Below are 19,953 nucleotides of genomic sequence, written 5' to 3'. Positions count from 1 at the left end.
TTTGAAACATTTTATGAAGCAAAAGCTTGTATCTATGGTTCTTTTAGTCGCACTCTTAACGACAATAGCGATTCCCGCTATATCAGCACAGGAGACGGGCTTACCATCGGAAGACTCGCAGCCGCTAGCCATAGCGGAGCAGACGGTAACAGGCTCAACGTATTATATTAGTAATGATGGCCATGACGATAATGACGGCAAATCGGAAGATAAAGCTTGGGCATCGCTAGAGAAGGTCAACAGCGTAAGCTGGCAGCCTGGAGATCGAATTTTATTCAAAGCTGGAGACGTATGGAACGGCTCATTAAAGCTAAGAGGAATATCAGGCACCAAAGAAGCACCGATCGTCTTCGATAAATATGGAAGCGATGATCCGTCTATAAGACCGATTATTAACGGCAATGGAACGACGACGACAGAGAAGTCAGCTATTATTCAGAATTATACAAGCGTGAAAGATAAAACGTTATCCGCTACGATCGACGTTGTCGATGGCAGCTACCTACAGTTTCATAATTTCGAATTAACGAATAAAAATCCTGACGTTGTCTCGCAACGGGCAGGCATTAATATTAGAACGGCATCAACAAATGTAACGGAATGGGAAGCCAATCCTCACCTTGGAATCGTGATAAAAAACAATTATATCCACGATGTCGACGGAAACCCTTCGGGCTGGAAAATAGGCAGCGGAGGCATCCTGATCCTTGGCAATATCGAGGATGTGCTCGTTGAGGGAAATACGGTTGAACGGGTGGATATCGAAGGGATTCGAAATGCGGGTCTCTATCGGGAAGGGGATACGAAAGCCAACTTTCCGAGAGTTCTGAGGAACGTGGTGTTCAATAATAACTATGTTGCCGATGTGCAGGGTGACGGTTTCGTCATGAGCAATGTGGGCAGCAACGGCAGAATGGAATACAATACGGTCGTCAGACATTCTGCGAAAAATGTAGGCAACGTCAATTATGCCGGTCTGTGGGTTATCGGCGTCAAGGATATGACCATTCAATACAATGAGGTGTATGGCGGTATTTATGGCTATAACGATGGACAAGCCTTTGACGTGGATATGTTTAGCGAAGGGACTCTCTATCAATATAACTACAGCCACAGCAACCGTGGTGGATTCATTTTATTTATGAGCGGATCTACAAACTCGCTCGTTCGCTATAATATTAGTGTGAATGATGGAGATGGGCGATATCTATTCCATTATCTGCCCACTACACTCGGCGATGCTCCGCTAATTCATAACAATACTTTCTTTACGGATGCGCAAGTGCAGACGAAGCTGATCAGCGATCCTGGAAAATACTTGCGGATGTATAATAATATTTTTTACTCCAAAGCCAATACACCAATTGGACAAGACCGCTTTGCTGGCGGCGAAGTAAAAAATAATATCTTTTATCCGGGAAGCGGGTACTTGGACTTGAAGCTGACTGGACTATCATTGGAACAAAATCTGTTCGCGAGTCCGCAATTCGCAAGAGCGGGTGAAGAGCCAAAAGAAATCATTAATGCAAGCCAAAGCACATTCGATGTAGAGAAATTGAACGGATACAAATTACTGCCAGGCTCGCCGGCAATCGATGCAGGAACGGATATGACGGCCTTGACGCCATCGGTATGGACGCCTGCAACGAAAGACTTCTTTAATAATCTGATCACGCCTGCTGCTAAAGTGGATATCGGAGCGCATGAATATTCGGGCGATGCACCAAGTGAGCAGGCACCAGAGGTTATGCCGCAAACCATTGTTTTTGACAAGCCTGTGCTGGAGCTTCATGCGAGGCATAGAGGCGAGAAGATGACAGCTTCAGTCGGGCCTGACAACGCATGGTTTAAAGGAATCAAATGGTCGAGCAGTAATCCTGCAGTGGCCGCAATTAATTCGCAAGGCTTTGTATCACCTCTGCTTGAGGGCGAAACGATCATTACGGCTGAAAGCACCATTAATCCAAATGTAAAAGCTGAAGCTCGCGTCATTGTTCATGCGCCTTCAAAGGTCGTATCTTACCTTGTTGCTTCGAACGAAACGGAGCTATCGGACGAGAAGACTACGCTGCAGTTAAGAATTGACGGCGTAACGGAGGATCAAAATACGATCGAATATGCGGATTATCATCAAGTGGAGTATGTAACGAATCATGAGAATGTTGTTGTAGATTCGTTGACTGGCAAGCTTGAAGTGATCGGCGATCTAACAGGTGTCACCGAGGTTGAGGTTTCTGCGAAGGTGCAGGAATACAAGGACTTGATCTACTCGGAGAGCTTCGAGAACGGCTGGAATGACTTCATGCCGGAGACGGGCACGAGTATTACGACGGGCAGCATTTCGGATAAAGTTGCTTATCATGGCGGTCAAAGTGCGCTATATGTTGTTGGAAATGGCAGCAATGCCATTCAAAAAGTGTTTGGTGGCAAGCAGCAGGGCGTCGTATCGATGATGCTTTATGATGACGGCTCTGAAAGCTCAAAAACGCGGGTTGTCGCGCATGTCGGCAACGCAAGAAGCAGCCTGCTGGCAGGCATGGGCTTATTGTATGACGGCGGCACCTATGGGTCGCTGGATTATTATTCGGTAAGGGCAAGCGCATCTTCAACCGCATGGGAGGCAACTCCGGTTAAACGAAGCGTCGGATGGCATGAACTGAAGTGGGATTACACATCAGGAACAGACTTAAAGATGTATATCGATGGGCAATTGGTGAAAACAACGACAGCGATTGCAAGCTTCGACAGAATCGTACTCGGTTACTTATGGGACAGTGCAAATGGACGTACATTTGCATTCGACAATATTAAATATTCTTCGACTGGAGAATTAATTTCATTGCCGACCAAAGCGTTAACTCTTCACGTAAAACAACCAGAGCCTGAAGCGCCAGCGTGGGAAAACGCAGTAATGACCGCTTCGAATGTGACTCAGACGGGAGTAACCTTAAACTGGACACCAGCTGTCGATGCGCCTGGCATTACAGAATATGCCATTTACAAGGATGGCGTGAAGCAGGCGAGCATAGCCGGCAGTGTATACACCTATCAAGTTAGCGGACTGACTGCAGATACATCTTATACGTTCAAAATAGAAGCGAGCAACGTTGGCGGCAAATGGAGTGAGAATGGTCCAAGTATTGTCGTCAAGACGAATGCGGATACTTCATCACCTGGAGGAGGCACAACAAATCCTGATCCGGTGAATCCAGGTGGAAAAGATCCTGAGAAGCCGACGCCTGATATTGTTCTAACTGACATTGATGGACACTGGGCAAAAGAAGCCATTCAGCAAGCGATTAAGCTTAAATTCATTAATGGTTATACAGACAATTCCTTCCGTCCAAATGCAAGTGTAACGCGCGGAGAGTTTGCTGCGATGCTGGCAAGAGCGCTGCATCTGGAAGAGAAAGGTGACGCTGATTTTGCAGACATCGACATGATTCCTGCATGGGCAAGACCTTATATTGCGAGTGTGGTGAATGCGGGAATCGCTAGCGGCTTCGAGGATAATACGTACCGTCCGGCGCAAGCGATTACGCGCGTAGAGGTTGCAGCTATGATCGTCCGTGCGAAGAAGCTGCCTCTAGAGAGCAATGCCGAGCTATCGTTTAAAGATGCTGATCAAATCCCGAATTGGGCAAAACCTTATGTGGCAGCAGCATTTAAAGCGAGTCTAATTCAAGGCAGAGAAGGCGGTATATTCGCTCCTGCGGATAATGCAACAAGAGCAGAAGCGGTGACTTTGATTTTAGCATTGCTGAATAGCAAATAGCTTTTTAGGAATCGGGAAGAGTGCTGGGCTTCCCGATTCCTTTTTTAGTTATTTTATTATTTCATTAGGAGTGCATGATCATTCATCATCGCCAAAATGCGGTTATAGATCTTGGTAGAGATGGACAATTTATAGTGGAGGGCTTATTAGTGAAAAGCCGTTTCTAAGCTAAAGATTCATTCTTTTTTAGGAAATCGTGACAAAGTTGTTACGAATGAAGATTCGGACTTGCGCCTTGAGCCACAAAAAGCTAACATATAGTAAAATAGGTTACGTGCGAAAAAAAGGAGGTCCCTTCATGTTTTTGGCAGAAGCAGCAGCTCAAACCGCAAGTAAAATTGGTACTTTCGATTGGTTTATGTTGGCCTTTACCGTATTGATCGCAATCGGTCTGGTTCGACTACTGAACGCTCGTCCGAAGAAGAACATTTTTGCGATCGGTTTTACGACAGTTTCACTCGCATTGTTTTTGTTGATTGATTACATTATGATCACAAAAGTTTGGATGGCATAACAGCATACATAGAAAAAGGTCTGCCGGACAAGTCCGGCAGACCTTTTTCTATATTTATAAGCGTTAAACCCACCACATCTCGCCAAGCGGCTCGCGGATAAGAATTTGTTGAAGATTTTGAACAGCCTTCGTGAAACCTTCATCAACGGACATTAATCCGTCTTCATGCTCAATGCTCACAACATAGTCATAGCCGACTAGACGAAGCGCACTTAGGATGTCTGCCCATGTTTTGAGGTCATGACCATAACCAACCGTACGGAACTGCCAAGCACGGTCAAGCATGAGGGCATACGATTGCATGTCCGTAACACCATGATGATTGACGTTAATCGGATCAATCGTCGTATCCTTAGCATGGAAGTGATGGATAGCTCCAGCACGTCCAAGGATATGTACCGCTTGAACAGGATCAATTCCTTGCCACCACATGTGGCTTGGATCAAGGTTAGCGCCGATGGCATTACCAGCCGCTTCGCGAAGGCGAAGCATAGTAGCCGGGCTGTGAACGGAGAAACCGCCATGAAGCTCAAGGCCCATTTTCACGCCGCTAGCTGTAGCAAGCTTGCCGATCTCAGACCAATATGGAATAACTTTTGCTTCCCATTGCCAGTTCAAAATTTCTTGGAAATCATTTGGCCAAGGAGCAACAGGCCAGTTCGGATATTTCGCATCCTCATGATCGCCAGGGCAGCCAGAGAATGTATTTACAACGGAAACTTCAAGACGGTTAGCAAGCTCGATCGTTTTACGAATAACCGAATCATGCTCCGACGAAATCGCTTTCTGAGGGTGCAATGGGTTACCGTGACAGCTAAGTGCGCTGATCATCAAACCACGTGATTCTATCGCTTGTTTAAACGCTTTCAGTTTACCCTCATCCGAAAGCAAGCCATCTAGGTCACAGTGGGCGTTGCCTGGATATCCGCCAGTTCCGATTTCGATGGCATCAAGCCCTTTGGATGCGATGTAGTCGAGCGCTTCCTCGAACGGCTTTTGTGCAAAAAGTACGCTAAATACTCCTAATTTCATTTGTTCATTTACCTCCCGAATCCATCAATATGGATTGATTTAGTAGTCCCGTCTAGTATAACACTTCTATTATCAGAACACATAACCGAAATCATATTTGACAAAATCGCATAATAACTAAACAAAACAAGCGCGGTATGTGAATCTAGATCGGGATATAGTATTTTTTTAGGAGATCAAAGCTATCGATTTTCATTGTTATATATGGTAAATTATGCTATATTACAACGGATTGATAATATTTCATGCAGGATAAATGCTAGTCTAAGAGAATCGTCTGCATGAAGAAAAATTGGGAGAGTGGCTTCATGAAAAGCAGCTTGCTACGTATCTGCGGCTTCATAGTATTAGGAGCGATTGTTGCAGCAGGAACGGTATGGGGTGCTGGTGCAGGCAACACGGCTACACATACGATGAATGCTGCCAAGATTAATGGCGAGGTTTATGTCAAAGCAAGCTCATTAACGAACGCGCTTGGCGGAACCGGTACGTTTGATTCCAAGACAAACACGTATGTGTATACACCAGTAGACATTCCATCAGTCGTGAAGAAGGTATCGCCTTCCGTCGTCGCGATTCTCGGCAAGCCAAAGGATATAGGTTCGGCAGATCCTAGGTATGCGTTGGCGCATGGAACCGGTGTTATTATTCGCGCAGATGGCTGGATCGTGACGAATGCGCATGTTGTTGAGGATATGACCAATCTGGTTGTCGTTACAGCAGACGGCAAGAAATATGATGCAGAACGCACGCATCATGATGAGGCGAGTGATCTCGCATTAGTGAAGATTAAGGCAACGAAGCTCCCGATCGCGAAGCTAGCCCCGTCACCGCTTAAGGTTCAAGTAGGCGAGACGGTTGTAGCCATTGGCACACCTGTATCGTTCTCGCTTCGCAATACAGCAACTAGCGGTATCCTTAGCGGCATGAATCGAAGTGTTTCTTCAGCATACAACTTGCTCCAAACGGATGCATCGATAAATCCAGGCAACAGCGGTGGACCGCTTGTTAATATGAAGGGCGAGGTCATCGGCATTAATTCATTAAAATTTGTAGAGGTAGGAATTGATAATCTCGGATTCTCCATCCCTGCTGATACGGTGCAATACGTAACGAATCATTTTTTCAAATACGGACATGTGAAACGCGCCTCGCTAGGTCTCAGACTTGAGGAAAGCTGGTCAGCGATCATCGGAATCCCGACCTCTGATCCGTTAACGGTCAAATCCGTGACGTCAGCAGCAGCCAAAAAAGCAGGCATTCAAGACGGTGATTTGCTTTATAAGGTTGCAGGCAAGCAAGTGTCAACGATCGTAGAGCTTAATGAGCTGCTAAAAAGCTATTTGCCTGGTCAGCAGGTCGAGGTTATGCTGCAGATCGATGGAGACCTCGTTACACGCAAGCTGACGTTAGTTGAAGGTTAAGCAGCAGAGTTAAGATTAAGAACAAAGCTATCATCAAATAATAAGGGGATATAGGATATGAAATTAAATATGTATAAAAGAATGCTAACGATGCTTTTGCCGGTTTTGCTTGTCATAGCGATGCTGCCAATAGCCGCATTCGCTGCAGAGACCGACAATAAGGTTGAAGTTCGCTTGAAGGCGGGCAGCAAAACCGTCAAAATTAATGGGAAAGCATCTACGGTAGAGGCTCCCTTTGTAAGCAATGGAACAACGATGGTTCCGCTAAAAGTTATTACAAATGCTTTTGGAGCGGGACTTAAATTGGAAAACGGCAATGTCATCACACTTACTTACAATGACCGCAAGGTCGTTTTAACTTTTGGAAGCAAAACGGTGAAAGTGAATGGTGCAGCCAAAACAGTAGCTGTCGCTCCAGTGGCTGTTAAAGGCTCAACCATGGTACCTCTGCGCGTGATTGTAGAAGCTTTTGGCGCGAAAATTACGGCAGACAATGCTACGAAAGAAACGGTTATTGTTGGCGTTCGTGCACAATCATCAGGTACCGGCGGCACTTCCATTGATTCCGACTTTGGTAAAACTAAAATCGGTGACAGCTACCATGGATGGTCATTAAATTATCCAGCAGGTTTGATACAAGTGGATCAAAGCGATAACGGCGAATTTATAACTTGGGCAGATACAGCCGATGATTCCAAGGTTGCTGCGCAAGTAAATGTGATTACTGAACGTGTTGGTGATGACAAGCTGTCGAGCGAAGAGCAGAGAGAGCTTATGATTTCCTATTATGATCAAGATGAGATTACAGTAGACAAACGTACAATTACAGTGGGCGGTTTAACTTTCGAGAAGGTTGTAAGCTACGCAAAACAATCAAAAATGAACTACGAGTATCGCGGTATTCAAAAAGACGATAAATATTACATTGTTATTGTAGGCGCAAAGGGTGCGAATAAGTCCGTTTTGAATAGCTATGATGCGTTTTTAAATAGCTTTGCTCCTTCCTTTAATGAAGCAGATAAAGCGTTGAAGGACGTTACGAAGGTTAAAAATGGCGTGATCACCTTTAAAGATGAGGATTACGGGTTAACGGTTAAGCTTCCAACTGATTGGTACCAAGACTTCGAGAGCGCGACGCCTTGGTATGATAATGATACGGATTCTTTATATTTTTCGTTTTCATCAGCATTAGAAGGAGTAACCCTTGAAAATTGGGCATCCCGCAGGGAAGCAAGAATTCGTGAGGATTATGTTAGCTCTAGTCTTCGCAATTTCGCAACCACGCCGATAACCTTGCAGGATGGCAAGGCAATAACGCTCAGTTATGAACTTTCGTTCTTTAATAATATTTGGTATACCTATCACGAGACTGCTTTCATATCTGGAAAATATCATTACACGTTAAGCTATATGTACCCTTCTTCCAATAGTGAGAAGAGTAAAAAGGTTTACAATCAGATTATAGCATCGGTTGATATTGACACAGCTTTTATTGAGAAAAACTTTGGCAATGTCGAGGAAAATGATGATTTGGTTGATCGCAGCATAAAAACAACCAAGCGCAGCTCTACCTATGGATATTCCATTGAGATACCTACTTATTGGACTGGTGAGCAAAATAACTTTAATGAGGATGAAGTCCTTTATTCCTTCAGTGCGGGCGCTTTTAATGTTTTCGAGATGAGTGAGCCAGCTGCTTCCGTTGTAAATTCACTTTCGAAGTATGTGACTTCGCCAGAAGGTATCGCACAGGGAAGCACTACGAAGCAATCGAACACGGCGACGATCAATGGGAAAACAGCACAACATCTAGTTATTCATTCATCCAAGCCAAAAGAAAACATGCCTTATACAGAAGAGTTTTATATTTTTGATTCTGCACAGGGTAGTTTGGTATTTAATTTTAACTATTACGATAATCGTGCTACCGACAGCAATCTCAAAATCATTAATGACGTGGTGCAATCCATTCGTTTTAATTAATTGAATTTGTAATTGAAAGACCGGTTCCCTTATTCGGGGGATCGGTCTTTTTGTCGCCTGAATTCGGCTGCTGGCGCTGATGCCAGTATTGTGTAGTGGTATAGATGTTCGTGGTTTGTTAAGATAGTAGAAGCAGGTTTCAAGAATGAGAGGGATTGATAGTTAAAATGACAGATACAATAATTAGATCGGACATAGAGCTGCTGGCTCCGGCTGGCGATTGGGATTGCATGAGAGCGGCAGTAGCAAATGGCGCGGATGCGATATTTTTTGGTGTGGAGAAGTTTAATGCACGCGCACGCGCGAACAATTTCCGCAGTGAGGAACTGCCGGAAATTATGGCGTTTTTGCATACGTACGGAGTAAAAGGCTTCCTCACATTTAACATTCTCGTATTTGAGGATGAGCTGAGGGACGCGCAGAAGCTAATCGAAATGTGTATCGATGCAGGCGTGGACGCGGTAATCGTACAGGATTTGGGACTAGTGAAGCTGATTCGTGAGCTGTCTCCTGACTTTCCAATTCACGGCTCAACGCAAATGACCATAACATCGCCAGAAGCTGTAGAGTTTACGAAGCCGTTTGGTCTTGAGCGGGTCGTTCTTGGACGTGAAAATAACTTGAAGCAAATCCGTACCATTGGCGAGCAAGCGAAGCTTCCAATGGAGGTATTCGTACACGGTGCGCTATGCGTATCGTATTCGGGTCAGTGTCTCACGTCCGAGATGTGGGGAGGACGCTCGGCCAATCGCGGCGAATGCGCGCAGGCTTGCCGGCTGCCGTATGATTTGATGGTCGATGGCGAGGTACAGCCGATGGGAGACATTGCGTATTTGCTGTCGCCGAAGGATTTGGCGGCGATTGATATTGTGCCGGAGCTCATCCAAGCGGGCGTAACATCGTTTAAAATTGAAGGACGTCTCAAAAGTCCGGAATATGTCGCGAATGTCGTGAGCAAGTATCGGCGCGCGATCGATAAATATTTTGACGGCGACTTGTCGAAGCCGTCGGTGGAGGATGTGCGTGAGCTGCAGCAAAGCTTCTCGCGCGGCTTCACGCATGGTTTCCTGTCGGGAACGAACAACAAGATGCTCGTCGAGGGCACGTTCCCGAAAAGCCGTGGTGTCTACCTCGGCCGTGTAGAGCGCGTTATGCGTGATGCAGTTACGCTGAAGATCGATGCGCCGCTTAAGCGCGGCGATGGCATCGTGTTTGACGCAGGCGACCCAACGAAGAAGGAAGAGGGCGGACGCGTCTACGATATTCGCCGTCAAGGCATGAAAATCGAGGGCGAGGCGCAGGAAGGTACACTGATTGAGCTGGTAGCTGGACGAAATGATGTTGATTTGCGTAAGGTTCATGTAGGCGATCGTGTATGGAAAACGAACGATCCGGCGCTTGATAGACGCCTAAGAGCTTCATTCGAAACGGAAAAGCCGTACCGCGTATTCCCGCTTCATGTTAGAGTGACGGGTGCGCTTGGACAGCCGATGCGTACATGGTGGACGGATGTGCAGAAGGGGACGACTGTTGAAGTCGCTACAGAGATTGATTTGGAGCAGGCACAGAAGCGTCCGATGGATGCAGCGCTGCTTGAAGATCAGTTGGGTCGTTTAGGCGGCACTGTTTATCAGCTTGAGAAGCTGGAAGTAGAGCTGCAAGGTGATTTGATCGTACCGATCCGTGAACTGAACAGACTGCGCCGTGAAGCTGTTGAACTGCTTGCAGGTGAGCGTCCAAAGCCGCCTGTCTATGTGAAGAATGCGATGTTCTCAAGCAAGGATGCTGTTTTGGCGGATGTAGCGGGAAAAGATGTTTTGGCACCGAATAATGGAAAAGACGCTAATTTGATTGCATTATGCCGCAGCTTGGAACAGGTGCAGGCCGCAGTCAAAACCGATGTCTCTTATGTATATGCTGATTTCGAGTTTATTAAGCAATTCCCAGCAGCGGTAGCAGCTGCCCGTGAAGCAGGCAAACCTATTGCACTGGCTACGCCGCGCATTCATATGCCGGGAGAGAACGGCTACCATGCAAATATATTGAAGCTGCAGCCGGATGCAGTACTCATTCGGAACACTGGAGCGCTTTATTACTATCTGCGTGCTCGCGCCGCTAACCCAGATAAGCCATTCCCTAAGTTGATTGGCGATTTCTCGCTTAATGTAGCGAACCACAAAGCGGTAAACCTGTTCAAGGACGTTGGACTTGATCTGATTACACCATCGTATGATTTGAACATTCAGCAGATGGTTGATTTGCTCGAAAACTCGGATACATCGATGTTGGAAGTGGTTATCCATCAGCATTTGCCAATGTTCCATACCGAGCATTGTGTATATTGCACCTTTATGAGCGAAGGGACAGACTTCACGAACTGCGGTCGTCCTTGCGAGGAGAAACGCGCATCTTTGCAGGATCGTATCGGAATGGCTCACCCTGTTCGTGTTGATGAAGGCTGCCGCAATACCGTGTACAATGCTGTTGAGCAATCGGGTGCCGAGTATATTCGCAATTTTGTAGGCATGGGCGTATCCAACTTCCGTGTCGAGTTTCTAGAAGAAACGCCGGAGAAGGTGCTTGAAGTTCTTTCGTTATACCGCGATGCACTTGATGGCCGTATAAGCGGCACACAAGTATGGCGCAGCCTGAAGGCCATTAATCAGCTTGGCGTTACGCGTGGTCAGCTTGTCAAATAACAAATGTTAAGCCTAACAACCAACAAATGCCGTCTTCTCTGTGAAAGGGAGGGCGGTATTTTTTGTGCTATAAAAATAAAAGGGAATGATTTGCAACCATTTGCACATCAAAACGCATCTTTACTTATAGAGAGGGCAGGTGGACGGATGAGCGTGGAGCAACAAGCGATAGAACGACTGAAAAGCGGTGACGGCTCCGCGCTGAAATGGCTGATGAAGCAGTACGGCAATGATATTTTGCGGACAGCTGCTTTGCTGCTGAAGGATCACCACTTGGCTGAGGATGTGAGCCAGGAAGTGTTTATCACCGCCTTTCAAAAAATAAACCAATACCGCGGCGATGGCAGCTTGCGCGGCTGGCTGCTGCAAATGACGATCAATCGCTGCCGCAGCAAGATGAGGCTCGTTTCTTGGAAGAGACTGCTGTTTCGAGAGACGACAGGAGAAGAAATGAAAGTCCATAGTCACATGATTAATTCAACGGATGCTGAAATAGAACGATGGGCGCTGAGCTTGTCGCTTCGTGAAACGATAGAGGCGATGCCGCTTAAATATCGTGAAGTTATTGTACTGTACTACTATCAAGAGCTTACCTCTAAAGAAATTGCTCAGGTGCTCGGTGAATCCGAGAATACAATCAAAAGCAAGCTGCTGAGAGGCCGCAGACTGCTTCGACATCAATTAGAGGAAGGAGGTTGGCAGGATGAAACAAGAGCATGATAAGCAAAGCATTCGCAAACAATTGGATAGGGAGCTGGCAGATGTACAGTTTGATGACCAGCTTCAGAGGGCTGTACTCATTCAAGCAACTCCTCCTTCATTCTGGAATCGCGAGGTGCGTATTCCTGGAGTTGCCGTTGCCATTGTCCTCGCTATGCTTGTAGCTGTACCCGTTATTGGATGGAAGCACTTAACGTCATCTGCATCCTTCCCCCAAACCTACGAAGCGGAGCTGCCGCTTGAGAAGGATGATAAGTTGATATTTCTAGCTGGAGGCACGTATTACGAATCGGAGCTCCTTGAAGGGTGGTCGAGGGTAAAATGATTCGTATGAAAGTGAAAACGATGGCGATGCTGCTTGCGATTCTTGTTTTAGGAGCAGGGATTGGCTATTTCACCTTGCCTTACTTGATGTATCATACGGGGAACTACGACGTTTTATTGAAGTGGCTTCCTAAAAATGACCGTTTGGATTCAGCGCTAATCTTGGAGGCAGAAGCTGGTATGCAGTTCGCATCATCCGCTGGAGATGAGCATATCTTTATTTTTCCAACATTCAGCTCGTCAAGCGGACAGGAATCAACCGAGCAAGATCGTGAACTTGCGATAAACAAACTTCAATTTTTAATACAGAAATATTCAACCTCGCAATATATTAATGGGGTTAAGTTCAATTTGGGCAAGCTGTATATGTGGAATAAGGAGTGGGACAAAGCAGGTCAGATTTTTGCTGAGCTTGCGTCAGTTACAAATCCGGTCGGGTTCTTTCCATATGAAGAGATGCGGACCTATCAAGCTATGCTAAATACAAGACACGTCAGACCAAATCATCAAGCATCTATAACTGGAAAAGTCATGATTGGCGGACAACCTGCAGCGGACGTATTTGTTGTACTGCACCGCAAGGCTGACAATGGTTGGAGCTCACCTCCCTTCATGCATTACCCAGTGGCGATTACTGACGAGGATGGCGTCTATCGTTTTTATAATATTGAAGCTAATGATTATGAGGTTGGAGTCGGTGTGATGCCAGCTGAGGTGAGCGGTCATTATTTAACACAATCTGCGCGGGAGTATGTAAGTATTGCAGCAGGGAAAACGGAGACATACGATTTTCACTTCGTGCCTCAAGTAACCGCTGTTTCACCCGTCAATAAGGAACAAATAATAGGGGATAAGCTGCGATTTGAATGGGAGGCGTACCCGGGGGCTGATTATTATCAGCTGTCGATTACGACGATTTTTTGGAATAAAGAAGGTAAAAGAGTTGGTTCCAGTACGGTACCGCTGTCGGAGGAGCACTATACAGGGACGGTAGCGGAGTATAGTTTGAAGGAATTACGAGGTTATTCGAGCGGCCTTAGTAAAAGCATGGAATCTACGGGTAGCGTTACCCTTTCGAATACGGGGGTGCTTGGCGCAGTTTTCCCGGGAGGGGATTTCATTTGGTCGGTCGATGCCTATGATGTGGGCGGGCGTAAAATATCGAGCTCTGCGGGCTATTACACGGCGTTATTTCAGACAACTCCGTTTTTCACCGTGTCAGAGGAAGGGATGCTCGAAGGAGATCGCTTCGTTATTAAAGGTGATTATGAGCAAGCGATCGCCTCCTACAAGTCTGAAGGAGATAACGATCATGCGCTGCGCGCATTGTCTAGATTGATTTATCACGGCATAACGAAGGAAGATGGCGACCCTGCGGAAGCTTTAACTTACTTGCTGCGGATTAGTGCACCTAATGATAGTGACAAAGATCTGATAAAACAAGCGCAGGAGAAACTTGGGCGGAAGTAACCGTTTGACACGGAAATCTCGCTGACATAGCATAGAAGGATAGCAATTATGCGACAATCGATTTTTTTGAAAAAGCGAGGCGTGGACTTTCATGAATGAGGTTTGGTTTTCTAGCTGGAGGCATGTATTTAAGCTCGATCCCGATCGAGACATATCTGATGAACTGCTCGATGCAATTTGCAATTCAGGTACCGATGCAATTATTGTTGGAGGCTCCAGCGGAGTTACTTTTGAGAATACAGTAGATCTCATGGCGAGGATTCGCAGGTATGCGGTGGACTGTGCGCTAGAGGTTTCCACTTTAGAGGGGGCCGTTCCCGGCTTCGACGGTTATTTTGTACCGCTGGTCTTGAATACGAGCAGAGCGGAGTGGATTACCGGACGGCAAACCGAAGGGCTCATTGAATACGGCTCCTTCGTACCTTGGGAGGAAACAGCGGCACAGGGCTATATTATTTTGAATGAAGAGGCTACTGCTGCAAAAGTTACGGGTGCGAAAACAGAGCTAACGGAAGCAGAGCTCATCGCACATGTGCGAATGGCTGATCGGCTGATGCGACTGCCAATTGTGTATTTGGAATATAGCGGACGCTTCGGCGATATGCAGCTGGTGAAGCGGGCAAGGATGACAGCCACCCAAGCGCGGTTATTTTATGGCGGCGGAATTGATAATGCGGATAAAGCTCGTCAAGCAGCAGAAGCTGCTCATACCGTTGTCGTAGGAAATGTTATTTATACCAATCTTGAAGCAGCTTTATCGACAGTGGCAGCCGTTAAAAATGCCTAATTCGTTCTATTCTTGGCTATGACTATGGTATAACTGTAAAAAAGCATCCGCTGTATCTGTCGTTGTTGCACTTAGGTGACAATGGGACAGGATGGCAGATGCTTTTATTTGTTTATAGCGTTGACATACTTCCATTAATAATTCAAGCTAATTCCTATATTCTCAAATTGACACAGCGGTAGCCGTTGTCTACACTGGTGAGAGGCGAACATATGCGAACAAAGGAGTCTGAGCATGTTGAATTATTTGAGTATCGAGCAGGCGGTACAGAAGTTGAACCCGCCGCAGCGTGATGCTGTTCAAGCGACTGACGGGCCGCTTTTGATTATGGCTGGAGCGGGCAGCGGCAAGACTCGCGTTCTGACACATCGAATTGCTTACTTAATAGAAAAGAAGCGTGTGGCGCCATGGAGTATTTTGGCCATCACCTTTACGAATAAAGCATCACGAGAAATGCAGGACAGGGTCAGCGCGCTCGTAGGGCCATCAGGACGGGACATCTGGGTATCTACCTTCCACTCGATGTGCGTGCGTATTCTTCGAAGAGATATTGACCGGATTGGTTTTACATCCAGTTTCTCCATATTGGACTCTTCGGACCAGTTGTCGGTTATCCGCGGCTGTATGAAGGATATGAACATTGATACGAAGAAGGTTGAGCCGAAGGCTGTTCAAGCTGCAATAAGCGGAGCGAAAAATGAGCTGATCTCACCGGAGCAATTCGAGCAAAAGGTCGGCGACTATTTTGAGGGCATTGTGGCCCAAGTATTTACGAAATACCAGAAGAAGCTAAGAAGCAATAATTCACTCGATTTTGATGATCTTATTATGATGACGATTCAACTGTTTAAGGATGTACCTGAGGTGCTTGAATTTTATCAGAACAAGTTTAGATACATTCATGTCGATGAGTATCAGGATACGAATAGAGCGCAATATATGCTGACCCGCATGCTTGCGGACAAACATCATAATATATGCGTAGTAGGTGACAGCGATCAGTCCATCTACCGCTGGCGTGGAGCTGACATTACGAATATTTTGAACTTTGAGGGCGATTATCCAGAGGCGCGGACGATTATGCTGGAGCAGAACTATCGTTCAACAGCAAATATTCTCGATGCAGCAAACGCGGTTATTAAGCTAAATACGGGGCGCAAGCCGAAAAAGCTGTGGACGGATCAAGGTGCGGGAGATCTGATTGCACTTTACCAAGCAGATACAGAGCATGATGAAGGGTATTTTGTAACGGGGGAAATTCGCAAAAACGTGAATAACGGCTATAAATTTGCCAATCATGCGATATTATACCGTACCAACGCACAGTCGCGGGTTATAGAGGAAATACTGATTAAATCCGATATTCCTTATCAAATTGTCGGCGGAATTAAGTTCTATGATCGTAAAGAGATTAAGGATTTGCTTGGATATTTGAAGCTCGTTTCCAATCCGGATGACGATATAAGCTTGGTACGTATCATTAATGTGCCAAAGCGTGGTATCGGAGATACAACGGTTGGCAAGCTTGCGGATGAAGCTGCGAGAAGAGGCACGTCTATTTACCGCGTATTGAACAACCTTGGCGAGGTAGAGGTGAACGCTCGGACACGGACGTTATTGCGCGAGTTTTATGAGATTATCGACAATCTTACTCGGATGGTTGAGTATTTGTCGGTGACGGAGCTTACAGAGAAGGTGCTGGAACTCTCGCAGTACCGTATGGAGCTGCATCAAGAGAATACGCTGGAGTCCAAAGCGCGTCTTGAGAATATCGATGAGTTTCTATCTGTGACGATGGATTTCGAGAAGCGCAATGAGGATCGGACGCTCGTAGCGTTTCTGACCGATTTGGCGCTTATTGCCGATATTGACTCCTTGAACAAAGATGAAGAAGAAGCTGAGAAGAATAAAGACGCCATTACACTAATGACCATGCATAGTGCTAAGGGACTTGAGTTTCCTGTCGTCTTCATTATAGGCATGGAGGAGAGCGTGTTTCCGCATAGCCGTGCTCTCGCCGATAATGAAGAGCTTGAGGAGGAGCGGCGCCTTGCTTATGTTGGGATTACCCGTGCGGAGAAGCGGCTTTATCTAACTTGCGCGCGGATGCGGACTTTGTTTGGCCGTACAAGCAGCAATATGCCTTCGCGTTTTCTACAGGAAATACCTGAGAGCGTAAGAGAAGGCGCTTCAAGCGGCAGCGGCGGTTATTCTCGTGGGGGCGGGGGCGTTCGTAGCGGCGTTAGCGTCACGGGCGGTACTGGTGCGGCTGCGCAAGGCGCGAGCCGCGGGTTTGCCGGACGCGCGCCAGCTGGCGGTGCGCCAGGTGCAGGTGGCCGTTCCCCAGGTATGGGGGGAACGGGCCCGGCCGCGATGGGCGGCAGAGGCGGCGTGCGGGTTAGCACGCCGCTGCAGGATGCCGCTCGGGCGGCTCAGAGCAGCGGCGCGGCGGGTGATGCCGCGCCTGGAACATTTGCATCAGGCGATAGAGTGTCGCATGGCAAATGGGGGATCGGCGTTATCGTCTCCGTCAAGGGGACGGGCAAGGATATGGAGCTTAACATCGCATTCCCGGCTCCGGTTGGCATCAAGCGATTGCTTGCAGGCTTTGCGCCTATAACGAAAGTGTAAGTTTGATCAGCCATTTTAGACGATTAGAAGGAGGAGCCTTCCGTGAACGCTCAATTAGAGAGGATGCAGCAGCTTGTTGCGATCATTACAGAGCATAATTATCGCTACTACACGCTTGATCAGCCATCAATAAACGATACGGATTATGACAAGCTCTACGATGAGCTTGTCGCGTTGGAGAAAGAAACGGGCGTACTATTGCCCGAATCGCCAACTCAGCGGGTAGGCGGAGAATTGCTTAAAGGCTTTGATCCTTATAAGCACCGCGCTCGTTTATGGAGTCTGGACAAAGCGCAAAATGTCGAAGATCTGCTCTCTTGGAATACGAGACTGCTCAAAGCGGTCGCTGACTATAATGCGAAGAACCCCGAAGTGGAGCCTCTTCCAACCCCTAGTTATGTAGTTGAGCTCAAGTTTGACGGCTTGACATTAAATCTAACTTACGAGGATGGACAGCTGGTTCAAGCGGCAACGCGCGGAAACGGTGCGATCGGTGAAGGTATTTTGCAGCAGGTTCGAACGATTCGTTCGGTGCCGCTTACGATTCCGTGGGCTGATGGCATTGTTGAAGTGCAGGGTGAAGGTATCATGCAGCTCTCTGTACTGGCGAAGTACAATGAAACAGCAGCTGAGCCGCTCAAGAATGCTAGGAATGCAGCAGCAGGCGCTCTGCGCAATCTCAATCCGCGGGTTACAGCGGAGCGGAAGCTGAACGCATTCTTTTATAATATCGGCTATGCTGACGGGGTTGCTTTTACGGATCACCGTGAAATGCAGCAGTTTCTGAAGGATAATCGATTTAAGGTGAACCCTTATGTGACGTATCAAAATACGATCGAAGAGGTACAAGAAGAGCTGCTTCGTGTAACGGAACAACGGGAGCAGCTGGATTTCCTCATTGATGGTGCAGTAATCAAGGTTGTTGATATGCGGACGCGGGAAGCGCTCGGCTATACGGATAAATTCCCTCGCTGGGCGGTTGCCTTTAAGTTTGAAGCGGAGGAAGCAGCAACGGTGCTGGAAGCAGTGTCCTGGGAGGTTGGCCGTACCGGCAAAATAACCCCAGTCGCGCGTGTTGAGGCTGTTGAGCTTGCTGGTGTAACGGTACAAAACTGTACGCTCAACAATATCGGCGACATCGAGCGCAAAAACCTAAAGCATGCATTAGGAACGCTCGTTACGATTCGCCGCTCGAATGACGTTATTCCTGAAATATTAGGCAAAGCCGATGATGTGCTTGGAGAAGAAATTGTATTTCCAACGGTATGCCCATCATGCGGCACGGAACTTGAACAACGGGGAGCCCATCTGTTCTGTAATAATAAGCTAGGCTGTCAGCCGCAAATTATCGGCCGTATCACTCATTTTGCATCACGGGATGCGATGGACATCGATACATTCAGCGTCATGACTGCGGACCAGCTGTACAAAGATTGCGAAGTCCGTGATCCTGCTGATTTGTACGCACTTACTTACGATGATCTGATTGGGCTCGAACGATTCGGAGAGAAGAAGGCGCTCAAGCTGCTCGCAGCCTTCGAAAAGTCAAAGGATAGAGAGTTAGCGTCGTTCTTATTTGCTTTAGGCATTCCGAATACGGGCAAAGCGACAACGAAAATGTTAGCTGATCATTATGGTAATCTAGATGCTATTATGCAAGCAGAAGCGACAGAACTTATTACGCTTCCTGATGTTGGCGGCATTGTCGCTGAGAGCATCGTTGGATTTTTCCAAGATCCAATTATCATTGCAAGCATTGCCAGAATGCGCGAGCTCGGCGTGAAAGCTGAAGCGGAGCAGCAGTTGGTTGCGAGAAATGATAGTGTATTCAGCGGGAAAACAGTCGTACTAACGGGTACGCTGCCTACGATGTCTAGGGATGAAGCTGCGAAACTGCTCGAAGCCTGTGGCGCCAAAATTTCAGGCAGCGTGTCCAAAAAAACGGATTTCGTTGTAGCAGGAGAAAGTGCGGGAAGCAAGTTGACGAAAGCTCGTGAGCTTGGTATTACAGTTATTGAAGAGGAAGCAGAGCTATTGCGTCTTTTGGGCGAAACCGTTATTTAGTTATAGGCCGTCTTTCTAGCAGTAGTTTAGAATGTTTTGATAAGGAGGAGCTGTCCCCAAAGGTTATAGACCTTGCGGGACAGCTCCTTCTGTTATTTGGAGCTCTACTTGTGTGCGTTGATATCCTGTGTGATTGCTGTTCATTAACCAAAATAAATAGCGTTTAAAATAATATGCAATTGTCATTTTTTTCAACTTGTATTCTGTTTGCGTAAGTGATATATTATTTCTTGTCGCTTCTGAGACACGGACAAACAACTGAATGACTCACAAACATTTGTGAAACAAACTGTTGACAACGTCGATCGAAGATGATAATATGATTTCTTGTCACGACAAAATGTGACAAACAAGTTCTTTGAAAACTGAACAAATGGATCACGTCGATCCGATAATGTTTTAAAATAGCTAGTTAAGTATTGAGCAAGTCAAACAACCAATTTGGAGAGTTTGATCCTGGCTCAGGACGAACGCTGGCGGCGTGCCTAATACATGCAAGTCGAGCGGAGTTGATGAGGTGCTTGCACCTC

The 19,953-nt window shown here is 46.8% G+C and carries 12 protein-coding genes; 11 read left to right on the top strand and 1 reads right to left on the bottom strand.

Going from position 1 to position 19,953, the window contains the following annotated elements; translation table 11 throughout:
* The first annotated feature begins 1 nt into the window (after position 1).
* Both AC787_RS14205 and AC787_RS14200 read left to right on the top strand, forming a co-directional pair.
* Entirely contained in the window at positions 2 to 3,775 is a 3,774-nt protein-coding gene (locus tag AC787_RS14205) for an S-layer homology domain-containing protein (RefSeq protein ID WP_054025368.1), read from the top strand.
* 298 nt (positions 3,776 to 4,073) lie between these two features.
* The gene (locus AC787_RS14200) at positions 4,074 to 4,289 is read left to right on the top strand and encodes a hypothetical protein (protein ID WP_054025367.1); all 216 of its coding nucleotides are present in this window, start codon (positions 4,074 to 4,076) and stop codon (positions 4,287 to 4,289) included.
* Between the two features lie 63 nt (positions 4,290 to 4,352).
* Here AC787_RS14200 and AC787_RS14195 read toward each other — a convergent pair whose 3' ends face one another.
* Positions 4,353 to 5,321 (bottom strand): sugar phosphate isomerase/epimerase family protein, encoded by a 969-nt coding sequence (locus tag AC787_RS14195; RefSeq protein ID WP_054025366.1) that lies wholly within the window; start codon positions 5,319 to 5,321, stop codon positions 4,353 to 4,355.
* A 281-nt stretch (positions 5,322 to 5,602) separates the two neighbouring features.
* Here AC787_RS14195 and AC787_RS14190 point away from each other — a divergent pair, with 281 nt between their 5' ends.
* The 9 genes from AC787_RS14190 to ligA all read left to right on the top strand — a co-directional run bounded on the left by AC787_RS14190 (position 5,603) and on the right by ligA (position 19,423).
* On the top strand, positions 5,603 to 6,745 hold the full coding sequence (locus tag AC787_RS14190) for a S1C family serine protease (protein ID WP_235560978.1): 1,143 nt from the start codon (positions 5,603 to 5,605) through the stop codon (positions 6,743 to 6,745).
* Positions 6,746 to 6,802: 57 nt separating this feature from the next.
* The gene (locus tag AC787_RS14185) at positions 6,803 to 8,728 is read left to right on the top strand and encodes a stalk domain-containing protein (RefSeq protein ID WP_054025365.1); all 1,926 of its coding nucleotides are present in this window, start codon (positions 6,803 to 6,805) and stop codon (positions 8,726 to 8,728) included.
* Between the two features lie 167 nt (positions 8,729 to 8,895).
* Positions 8,896 to 11,427: a U32 family peptidase gene (locus tag AC787_RS14180; protein ID WP_054025364.1), complete on the top strand. Its 2,532-nt coding sequence runs from the start codon at positions 8,896 to 8,898 to the stop codon at positions 11,425 to 11,427.
* A 147-nt stretch (positions 11,428 to 11,574) separates the two neighbouring features.
* Positions 11,575 to 12,147: an RNA polymerase sigma factor gene (locus tag AC787_RS14175; RefSeq protein ID WP_054025363.1), complete on the top strand. Its 573-nt coding sequence runs from the start codon at positions 11,575 to 11,577 to the stop codon at positions 12,145 to 12,147.
* A complete protein-coding gene (locus tag AC787_RS14170; RefSeq protein WP_054025362.1) occupies positions 12,131 to 12,472 on the top strand; it encodes a hypothetical protein in 342 nt (113 codons plus the stop codon). Before AC787_RS14175 ends, AC787_RS14170 begins: the two co-directional genes overlap by 17 nt.
* Positions 12,469 to 13,941 (top strand): carboxypeptidase-like regulatory domain-containing protein, encoded by a 1,473-nt coding sequence (locus tag AC787_RS14165; protein WP_054025361.1) that lies wholly within the window; start codon positions 12,469 to 12,471, stop codon positions 13,939 to 13,941. The genes AC787_RS14170 and AC787_RS14165 overlap by 4 nt, the downstream gene beginning before the upstream one ends.
* A gap of 91 nt (positions 13,942 to 14,032) precedes the next feature.
* A complete protein-coding gene (locus tag AC787_RS14160; RefSeq protein ID WP_054025360.1) occupies positions 14,033 to 14,728 on the top strand; it encodes a heptaprenylglyceryl phosphate synthase in 696 nt (231 codons plus the stop codon).
* 234 nt (positions 14,729 to 14,962) lie between these two features.
* Entirely contained in the window at positions 14,963 to 17,359 is a 2,397-nt protein-coding gene (pcrA, locus tag AC787_RS14155) for a DNA helicase PcrA (protein ID WP_200930711.1), read from the top strand.
* Between the two features lie 63 nt (positions 17,360 to 17,422).
* Positions 17,423 to 19,423, top strand: a complete 2,001-nt coding sequence (gene ligA, locus AC787_RS14150) for an NAD-dependent DNA ligase LigA (protein ID WP_054027063.1) — start codon at positions 17,423 to 17,425, stop codon at positions 19,421 to 19,423.
* Positions 19,424 to 19,953 lie beyond the last annotated feature (530 nt).

Origin of the sequence: Bacillus sp. FJAT-28004 (assembly GCF_001280845.1) — a bacterium.
Classification (GTDB): Bacteria; Bacillota; Bacilli; order Paenibacillales; family Paenibacillaceae; genus Pristimantibacillus.
Note: the sequence above shows the minus strand (reverse complement) of the source record. Positions and strands in the feature narration are given on the sequence as shown.

Coding starts and splice junctions, on each gene's coding strand:
- AC787_RS14180 (WP_054025364.1), top strand. CDS start 8,896: ATGACAGATACAATAATTAGATCGGACATAGAGCTGCTGGCTCCGGCT.
- AC787_RS14190 (WP_235560978.1), top strand. CDS start 5,603: ATGAAGAAAAATTGGGAGAGTGGCTTCATGAAAAGCAGCTTGCTACGT.
- AC787_RS14195 (WP_054025366.1), bottom strand. CDS start 5,321: ATGAAATTAGGAGTATTTAGCGTACTTTTTGCACAAAAGCCGTTCGAG.
- AC787_RS14170 (WP_054025362.1), top strand. CDS start 12,131: ATGAAACAAGAGCATGATAAGCAAAGCATTCGCAAACAATTGGATAGG.
- pcrA (WP_200930711.1), top strand. CDS start 14,963: ATGTTGAATTATTTGAGTATCGAGCAGGCGGTACAGAAGTTGAACCCG.
- AC787_RS14175 (WP_054025363.1), top strand. CDS start 11,575: ATGAGCGTGGAGCAACAAGCGATAGAACGACTGAAAAGCGGTGACGGC.
- AC787_RS14185 (WP_054025365.1), top strand. CDS start 6,803: ATGAAATTAAATATGTATAAAAGAATGCTAACGATGCTTTTGCCGGTT.
- AC787_RS14200 (WP_054025367.1), top strand. CDS start 4,074: ATGTTTTTGGCAGAAGCAGCAGCTCAAACCGCAAGTAAAATTGGTACT.
- AC787_RS14165 (WP_054025361.1), top strand. CDS start 12,469: ATGATTCGTATGAAAGTGAAAACGATGGCGATGCTGCTTGCGATTCTT.
- AC787_RS14160 (WP_054025360.1), top strand. CDS start 14,033: ATGAATGAGGTTTGGTTTTCTAGCTGGAGGCATGTATTTAAGCTCGAT.
- ligA (WP_054027063.1), top strand. CDS start 17,423: ATGCAGCAGCTTGTTGCGATCATTACAGAGCATAATTATCGCTACTAC.